General features: G+C 32.4%; 7 protein-coding genes. 2 read left to right on the top strand and 5 right to left on the bottom strand.

All coding sequences use genetic code 11. The features are described 5' to 3' along the window. Nucleotides 1-21: 21 nt before the first annotated feature. The 4 genes from B3I31_RS03965 to rpmH all read right to left on the bottom strand — a co-directional run bounded on the left by B3I31_RS03965 (nucleotide 22) and on the right by rpmH (nucleotide 2,984). Nucleotides 22-843, bottom strand: coding sequence for a 2OG-Fe(II) oxygenase (locus tag B3I31_RS03965; protein WP_291058572.1), 822 nt, complete (start codon nucleotides 841-843; stop codon nucleotides 22-24). 10 nt (nucleotides 844-853) lie between these two features. Further along, the gene (locus B3I31_RS03960) at nucleotides 854-1,936 is read right to left on the bottom strand and encodes a hypothetical protein (RefSeq protein WP_219033701.1); all 1,083 of its coding nucleotides are present in this window, start codon (nucleotides 1,934-1,936) and stop codon (nucleotides 854-856) included. A gap of 113 nt (nucleotides 1,937-2,049) precedes the next feature. Continuing rightward, a complete protein-coding gene (locus B3I31_RS03955; protein WP_038333079.1) occupies nucleotides 2,050-2,742 on the bottom strand; it encodes a cell division ATP-binding protein FtsE in 693 nt (230 codons plus the stop codon). An 83-nt stretch (nucleotides 2,743-2,825) separates the two neighbouring features. Beyond that, nucleotides 2,826-2,984, bottom strand: coding sequence for a 50S ribosomal protein L34 (gene rpmH, locus B3I31_RS03950; protein ID WP_019974979.1), 159 nt, complete (start codon nucleotides 2,982-2,984; stop codon nucleotides 2,826-2,828). A 364-nt stretch (nucleotides 2,985-3,348) separates the two neighbouring features. Here rpmH and gyrA point away from each other — a divergent pair, with 364 nt between their 5' ends. After that, nucleotides 3,349-5,922 carry a DNA gyrase subunit A gene (gene gyrA, locus B3I31_RS03945; RefSeq protein ID WP_219033702.1) on the top strand — a complete coding sequence of 858 codons (2,574 nt, stop codon included), beginning with the start codon at nucleotides 3,349-3,351 and terminating at the stop codon, nucleotides 5,920-5,922. 3 nt (nucleotides 5,923-5,925) lie between these two features. Further along, entirely contained in the window at nucleotides 5,926-7,122 is a 1,197-nt protein-coding gene (locus B3I31_RS03940; protein WP_221854161.1) for a tetratricopeptide repeat protein, read from the top strand. An 82-nt stretch (nucleotides 7,123-7,204) separates the two neighbouring features. Here B3I31_RS03940 and surE read toward each other — a convergent pair whose 3' ends face one another. Then, entirely contained in the window at nucleotides 7,205-7,981 is a 777-nt protein-coding gene (gene surE, locus B3I31_RS03935; protein WP_291060590.1) for a 5'/3'-nucleotidase SurE, read from the bottom strand. Nucleotides 7,982-8,142 lie beyond the last annotated feature (161 nt).

Here is an 8,142-nt window from a genome sequence, read left to right as displayed (position 1 = left end):
TTACCTAAATGCACTACGGGTCTACTTTTCTTCTTTTTTATAAATATGCGGATTTTCCACTACTCCTTTTTTAAATACTTTTCTAACGCCCATTCTTAGTGCATTATCAACTTGTAAAACTTGATCCAAAACCTTTTGCTCTGGACGACCTCTAAACGAAGTCACATGAAAAGAATCTGTTTCTCTTAAAGGTTCTTTAGAAAAATAATAATTTGAAACACATTTTCTAAAACCTTCAAACTTTATTGGAGAAACCGAATGCAAAGAATCATTATGCGTTGCCATTACCGCTAATCTATTGAATTTACTAAAAATCGTAATTTGATCATTTTTCAATCCATTTGGCCAAACTTCTAAATTACCACCATATTCTTCTTTCCAGTCTGGCGTTACATAATACAATAAATTCAACACACGCCACAATTCTCTTTTCGCATCGTGAGAATTATCTAGATGAGGCTGCAAAAATTGACAATTTCCCATCATAGACAAACCTCCAGCATACAAAGATGAATCTGGAATAGGTTGTTTTATTTCGCAAATCTCAGCAATCAAATTTACGATTCTCTCATCTTGAAAAGCATAAATAATTTCCTCTAAAATAGGATGATATTGATTCATTTGAACTGCAATATATTTATCTTCTTTCAAACTTTTTTTCAACACCATTTCTTTTTCTTGTGGAAAAACTTGATTTATCTCCAAAACAGATTCTTCTGGTAATAGATCATCAACCCAAAAATAACCGATCTTATCTTTGCTACTATTATATTGTTGACTTATTTCTTCCTTTTGATCAATTAATCGTTGTAAAATTATATCTGCAAATTGATTTCTGTTCATAATCATAAAGTTAATTAAAAATTTGTTTCAAAATAATTTTGGCATTCAATTTATCATTCAAATCATATTCAAGCGTATCAATATATTCTTCTGACCCTAAAAAAGGTTTATTTTTTAAATGATTAATAGCTTTTATCAACTCTAATTTATTCAAAACTTGAACACAAAGTCCACTAATTTTCTCATCATCTATTACATTTTCATTAATTATCGAAAAACGACTATTGAATAATGCATTTATTACTTTTAGCTTTGTCCCAGATTCCTGAAAAGACCACGCAATATTAAGATGAGCTTTTGCGAAAAGTTTTTTCAAATGATTAAAATCTTTCAATTTAACAAATTGTATATGTGGATGATTTTTAATTTTTGCTTTTACCCAATCCTCTCTAGAACCTGAAGCAATAACGAAAGGATAATCAATTTCTTTAAAAACTTCTATCAAGAAATCGACTACTTTACAATTGTCCGAAGCTCTCAAATCTCCGTGATACAAAGCAAATTCTCCTTTTTCACTTAATGATTGAAAAGTTTCATTTCCATGAAAAACAGGTACAAATTTTCCTTTATTATATTTTTCTTGAATATAATTTTGTTCAAATTTAGAAAGTGTAAAAACTTCATCAAACTGGTGGATAATATTTTCGTATTGGATATATTTTTTTGCCTCAATATAAAACAATGCTTTTTTCGCTAGATTCTTTTCGCTTTCAGCCAATCCGGAAAAATAATTTTGCTCAATATTATGTAGTCTCAAATATTTAGAATAACCTTCAAGAGTATATTTATTCAAAATAAATGTTGTTTTTAGACTTTCAAAAAAAATAGGAGCTTTCAACGATTTAATTCGTTCATACAATAATTGACTATCCCTCGATCTTACTGAAATAGGATATTTCTTAAAAATATAATTAGGCTTTTGATGTATTGGATAAAAATAAACTTCTTTAGCATATTTTCTTAAAACATCGCTTTCTATTTCATTAAACCCAAACAGATGTAAATGAATCTCAATCCCAAGTTGATGAAATGCTTTCAATTTATAAAAAACATCTATAACACCTCCATAATTGGGAGGAAATGGAACATCCATACTTATAAAATGAAGTTTATTACCTTGATACATTAGTTAGTTAATTATTTAACAAAAAAAAGAGTCTACAACTAAGTAAACTCTTTCTTTAAAATTATATTGTGTAATTTATCTTATTCTGATATCGCTTCCGCAACTTCAAATAATCTTCCGTCTTCACAACGCACTTTACGCGCAGGATAGCGACGAATAATTTCATAATCGTGTGTAGCCATCAAAACTGCACAATTATTTTCTTTCGATACCGACAACAATAAATCCATAATATCATTTGACGTTTCTGGATCTAGGTTTCCTGTAGGCTCATCTGCTAAAATTAATTCAGGATGATTTAATAAAGCACGAGCTATAGAAACACGCTGTTGTTCTCCTCCAGAAAGACGGAAAGGCATCATTTTCTTTTTTGACAACATCCCTACCGAATCTAAAACCTCATCAATACGTTTATCGATTGTAGCCTTATCTTTCCAACCTGTTGCTTTCAAAACGAACGTCAAATTTTGCTCAACTGTACGATCTGTTAACAATTGGAAATCTTGGAAAACAATTCCTAAATGTCTTCTAAGATCAGGAATCTTACTTGTTTTCAATGATTTCAAATCCATTCCAACCACAGAACCTTGTCCCGATTGAAGCGGCAAATCACCATAAAGCACTTTCAACAAACTACTTTTTCCACTTCCTGTTTTTCCAATAAGGTAGACAAATTCTCCTTCATTAAGTGTAAAATTAACGTCAGATAATACTAAATGATTTCTTTGATATATAGATGATTGACTTAACTCAATTACATTTTTAGCTTCCATACTTTTCTACAGTCTTTAAAACAAATGTAAAAAAAAAGCTTGAAAGAACGACCTTCAAGCTTATTTTTTATGAATTGTAGCGATTATCTTTTAGCTCTTACTTCACTAACAGTTAATGCTTTTCTTCCTTTCTTTCTACGAGCAGCTAATACTTTGCGCCCGTTTTTAGAAGCCATACGCTCACGGAATCCGTGTTTGTTTCTTTTTTTTCTGTTACTTGGTTGAAATGTTCTCTTACTCATCTTTACTAAGTTTCTAATCCATTACTCGAATGGGTTGCAAATATACAGTTATTATTATTAATTCAAAAATCAAATTGATAGAAAATTACAAAAAAGCTGAATTAATAGTAAACCGCGTTCCGTTCTACACTTTGTAATTTTCGAAGTGCAAATATAAAAACATTTTTTTGTTAAGCAAGAGAAAATTAAAACAATAACAATTAAAACTTATCAACAATATCATTTACGAGGATAAAACAAAGCTATTTTTAGAAGGATTAGAAAAGTTTCCTTAAAACTTTCATAAAACATCAAATATCTTGTTTTTATCAATCTTATTTTAGCTTAAAATTCGTATATTAGCCACCTTATATAACAAAACAATATGACTGAAGGAGAAAGACTAATCCCAATTAACATTGAGGATGAAATGAAATCCGCTTACATCGATTATTCGATGTCGGTAATCGTATCTCGTGCGCTTCCGGATGTGCGTGATGGCTTAAAACCTGTACACCGTAGAGTATTATTCGGAATGTATGAATTAGGTGTTTTTTCTAATCGTTCTTACAAAAAGTCGGCACGTATTGTAGGGGAAGTTTTAGGTAAATTTCACCCACACGGCGACAGTTCTGTTTACGACACAATGGTACGTATGGCGCAACCTTGGTCTTTGCGTTACTTATTAGTTGACGGACAAGGTAACTACGGTTCTGTAGATGGTGATCCACCTGCTGCAATGCGTTATACTGAAGCAAGACTTCAAAAAATTTCAGACGAATTATTAGCTGATTTAGATAAAGAGACAGTTGACTTTCAACTAAACTTTGACGATACTATCCAAGAACCTACTGTATTACCTACTCGTGTTCCAAACTTATTAGTAAATGGTGCATCTGGTATTGCGGTTGGTATGGCAACAAATATGGCGCCACATAACTTAACAGAAGTTATTGACGGAACAATTGCATACATCGACAATCGTGAGATTACAATTGACGAATTAACACAATACATCAAAGCGCCAGACTTCCCAACAGGAGGTACTATCTATGGCTATGATGGTGTAAAACAAGCTTTCGAAACTGGACGTGGACGTGTTGTTTTACGTGCAAAAACTAATTTCGAAGAAGTACATGGTCGCGATTGTATTATCGCTACAGAAATTCCTTACCAAGTTAACAAGGCAGATATGATTGCAAAAACTGCTGAGTTGGTAAAAGATGGTAAATTAGATGGTATTTCTGAGATTCGTGACGAATCTGACCGTAAAGGTATGCGTATCGTTTATGTCCTTAAAATGGATGCGGTTCCTAACGTCGTTTTAAATAAACTATATAAATTTACTCAATTACAATCATCTTTCAGTGTAAATAACATTGCGTTGGTAAAAGGTAGACCAGAGCAATTGAATTTGAAAGACATGATTTATCATTTCGTAGAACATCGTCACGAAGTGATTGTTCGTCGTACGGAATACGAATTGAGAAAAGCGCAAGAAAGAGCTCATATCTTAGAAGGTTACATGAAAGTAATCGGAACACAAGATGATCTTGATCGTGCAATTAAAATCATTCGCGAATCTGCAACACCAGACGAAGCGCGCACAGGATTAATGGAAGCTTTCGAGTTATCAGAAATTCAAGCACGTGCAATCTTAGATTTACGTTTACGTACATTGACTGGTCTTGAGATTGATAAAATTCGTGAAGAGTACGAAGAAATCATGAAAATGATTAACCATTTGAAAGATATTTTAGCAAACGAAGATTTACGTATGCAAATTATCAAAGATGAGTTATTAGAAATTCGTAAAAAATATGGTGACGAACGTCGTACAGATATCGATTACGCAGGTGGAGACTTAAATATCGAAGATTTAATTCCTGATGAGCAAGTTGTTTTAACGATTTCTCACATGGGTTACATCAAACGTACACCACTTTCTGAATACCGCAAACAATCTCGTGGAGGAGTTGGTAATAGAGCCGCTACAACACGTGACGAAGATTTCTTAGAGTATATGGTTTCGGCATCTAACCACCAATACATGTTATTCTTTACAGAAAAAGGAAAATGTTATTGGATGCGTGTGTACGAAATTCCAGAAGGTTCTAAAACATCTAAAGGTCGTGCAATTCAGAATTTGATTAACATCGAGCCAGATGATAAAGTAAAAGCATATATCCTTACACATGATTTAATGAACGAAGAATACGTAAATAATAATTACGTAATCATGGTAACTAAAAATGGTATCATCAAGAAAACATCTTTAGAAGCTTATTCTCGTCCACGTGTTAATGGTATCAACGCAATTACTGTTCGCGAAGGTGACACATTATTAGAAGCTTTATTAACAGATGGTAAATCTCAAATTATGATCGCTTCTAAATATGGTAAAGCTATCCGTTTCGAAGATGAGAAAGTTCGTCCAATGGGTCGTACTGCTTCTGGTGTTCGCGGAATCAACTTAGGAGATCAACCAGATAATGAGGTTATCGGGATGATTGTTGTGACTGATGTAGAAAAAGAAACTGTATTAGTTGTTTCTGAACAAGGTTACGGAAAACGTTCTTCTATCGAAGATTATCGTGAAACAAATCGTGGAGGTAAAGGTGTAACAACACTTAATATTACTGATAAAACAGGAAAATTAATCGCGATTGAGGCTGTTACAGACGAAGATGATTTAATGATCATTAATAAATCTGGAGTTGCTATTAGAACTGGTTTAGATGAAATTCGTGTAATGGGTCGTGCAACACAAGGTGTTCGATTGATTAACTTGAAAAAGAACGACGAAATTGCAGCAATTGCAAAAGTACAAGTTGAAGAAGAATTGGAAAACGAAGTAGAACTTGATGAAGAAGGAAATCCAATTGTTGTAGAAAACACAAACGAAAACAACGAAACTCAAGCAGAAGAAACGCCTGCTGAGGATCCAAATAATGAATAATCAATGAAAAAATTATTATTTAGTTTAGGATTAGTTTTAGCAATGTCGACATCATTCGCTCAAACTAACACAGAAGAATTAACGACAGAACCTACAGTTTTAGCTGAAAAATATAATAAATCAGCAAAAGAAAACTTAGCAAAAGGTGACGTTACAAAAGCAAGTCAAGATTTAGCAAAATTATCTAAATACGAAAACGGTAAAGTTTGGCAAGTCAAAAATAAAGACTCTAAAAAAGACGAATTTTACTATTCTCAAGCCGATTTAGATAAAGCTACAGCTAGTGGTAATTACGCAAAAGCGAAAGAAGTTGCTTTACAACCAAAATATGGTTTCTTGTTGCAATCTGAAGTTTCTAATTTAGCAAACAAAGAATTAGACGCTGCAAACAAAGCAATGGACGCAAAACAATTTACTGAGGCTGGAACAAAATTCTTAAATGTTTTCAACTTAGTTGAAGCTTTAGGTACAAAAGAAGATATCTATAAATATCAAGCTGCAATCTGTTTTTACAACGCAGCTGATTATGATAAATCGTTAACGATTTTGAAAGAATTAGCGGCAAAAGGATTCACTGGTAAATCAGCTAATCAAACAAAAGATTACAACCGTGACATGTATGTTTTAGCACTTAATGGATTGTACAATGCGAAAAAATACGATACTATCGTAGAAGAAGCAACTACAAAATATCCAAAAGATGCTGACATCAACAATATCGCAACTGGAATTTACCAAGTTTCTGGAAACTCTGATAAAATGACAAAACGTATCGAAGAAGCGATTAAAATTAATCCAAACGATGCACAAAATTATTACAACTTAGGAGTTTTATATTTAGATGACGCTTCTAAAGCAGAAGAATCTAAAAACTTGTTCAAAAAAGCGATTGAATTAAATCCTAAACATTTCGAGTCTTACAACAATTTAGTTTTAGCTATTTTGCAACCAGACAAAGAAATTGTTGAAACAATGAACAACAATTTAGGAACATCTAAAAAAGAGAAAGAAATTTATAATGCAAACGAAGTAAAACGCAAAGCTTTGTTTACAGAAGCAGCTCCTTATCTTGAAAAAATGTACGAAATTCAACCAGAAAATCGTCAAGTTATTCGTAACTTAATTCAAGCTTACAAAACTTTAGGAAACGAACAAAAAGAAAATTTCTATCGTGACGCTGAGAAAAAATTAGTAAAATAATTATTTCAATATTTTAAAAAAAAGGACTTCAATTGAAGTCCTTTTTTTATGCTTTATCATTCTGAATGTAGATTTAACGAACTTAGAACAAATCCCAATTTCTTAAATCTGGTAAAAAATGATGGGCTGTCAAATCATAACGAACTGGTACAACAGAAACATAACCCTCCTCTAAAGCACGTTCGTCTGTATCTTCACCTTTGTCAAGATTTTTAAACTCTCCACTCATCCAATAATACGTTCTTCCACGAGGATCTTCACGTTTATCAAATTTTTCTTCCCATTTTGCATCAGCTTGGCGACAAACTTTTATTCCTTTTATTCCTTTTATTTCATGTTCTTTCAACTTCGGAATATTAACATTCAACACTACACCTTTTGGTAATTTATGTTTTAAAACTTGATCAATAATTGTTTTAATAAATTCTTCTCCAGCTTTAAAATCAGCATTATAAGCAAAATCACACAACGAAAAACCAATCGCAGGAATCCCTTCTATTCCAGCTTCTACAGCAGCAGACATTGTTCCCGAATAAATCACATTCACCGACGAATTCGATCCGTGATTAATTCCCGAAATACACAAATCTGGTTTACGAGGTAAAATTTGCGAAACAGCCAATTTCACACAATCCACTGGCGTTCCAGAACACGCATACTCTTTTACATCTTCATCAACTTCTATTTCATCACAAAACAATGTCGAATTTATTGTCACCGCATGCCCCATTCCACTTTGCGGACTATCTGGCGCAACAACATAAACTTCTCCAAATCCTTTTGCAATCTCTATCAACGCTCTTATTCCAGGCGCAGTTACTCCATCATCATTTGTAACTAAAATTAGCGGTCTTTCCATATTTTATTCTTACTTTTATTCATCATTTTTACAAATGTAAAAAACTTCCTTCTAATTTCTTTTTTGTTTTATATTTGAAGGAGTCTTAAATTATTAATTTATATAATACCAACGCAATATGTTAATTAAAAAAACGTATGTATTACTATCGTTTTTATCAA

It is taken from the genome of Empedobacter sp. UBA3475 (assembly GCF_002378465.1).
In the GTDB taxonomy this organism is placed as follows: Bacteria; Bacteroidota; Bacteroidia; order Flavobacteriales; family Weeksellaceae; genus Empedobacter; species Empedobacter falsenii_B.
The sequence above is the reverse complement of the archived record's forward strand: the minus strand, read 5'-3'. Positions and strand labels throughout refer to the sequence as shown.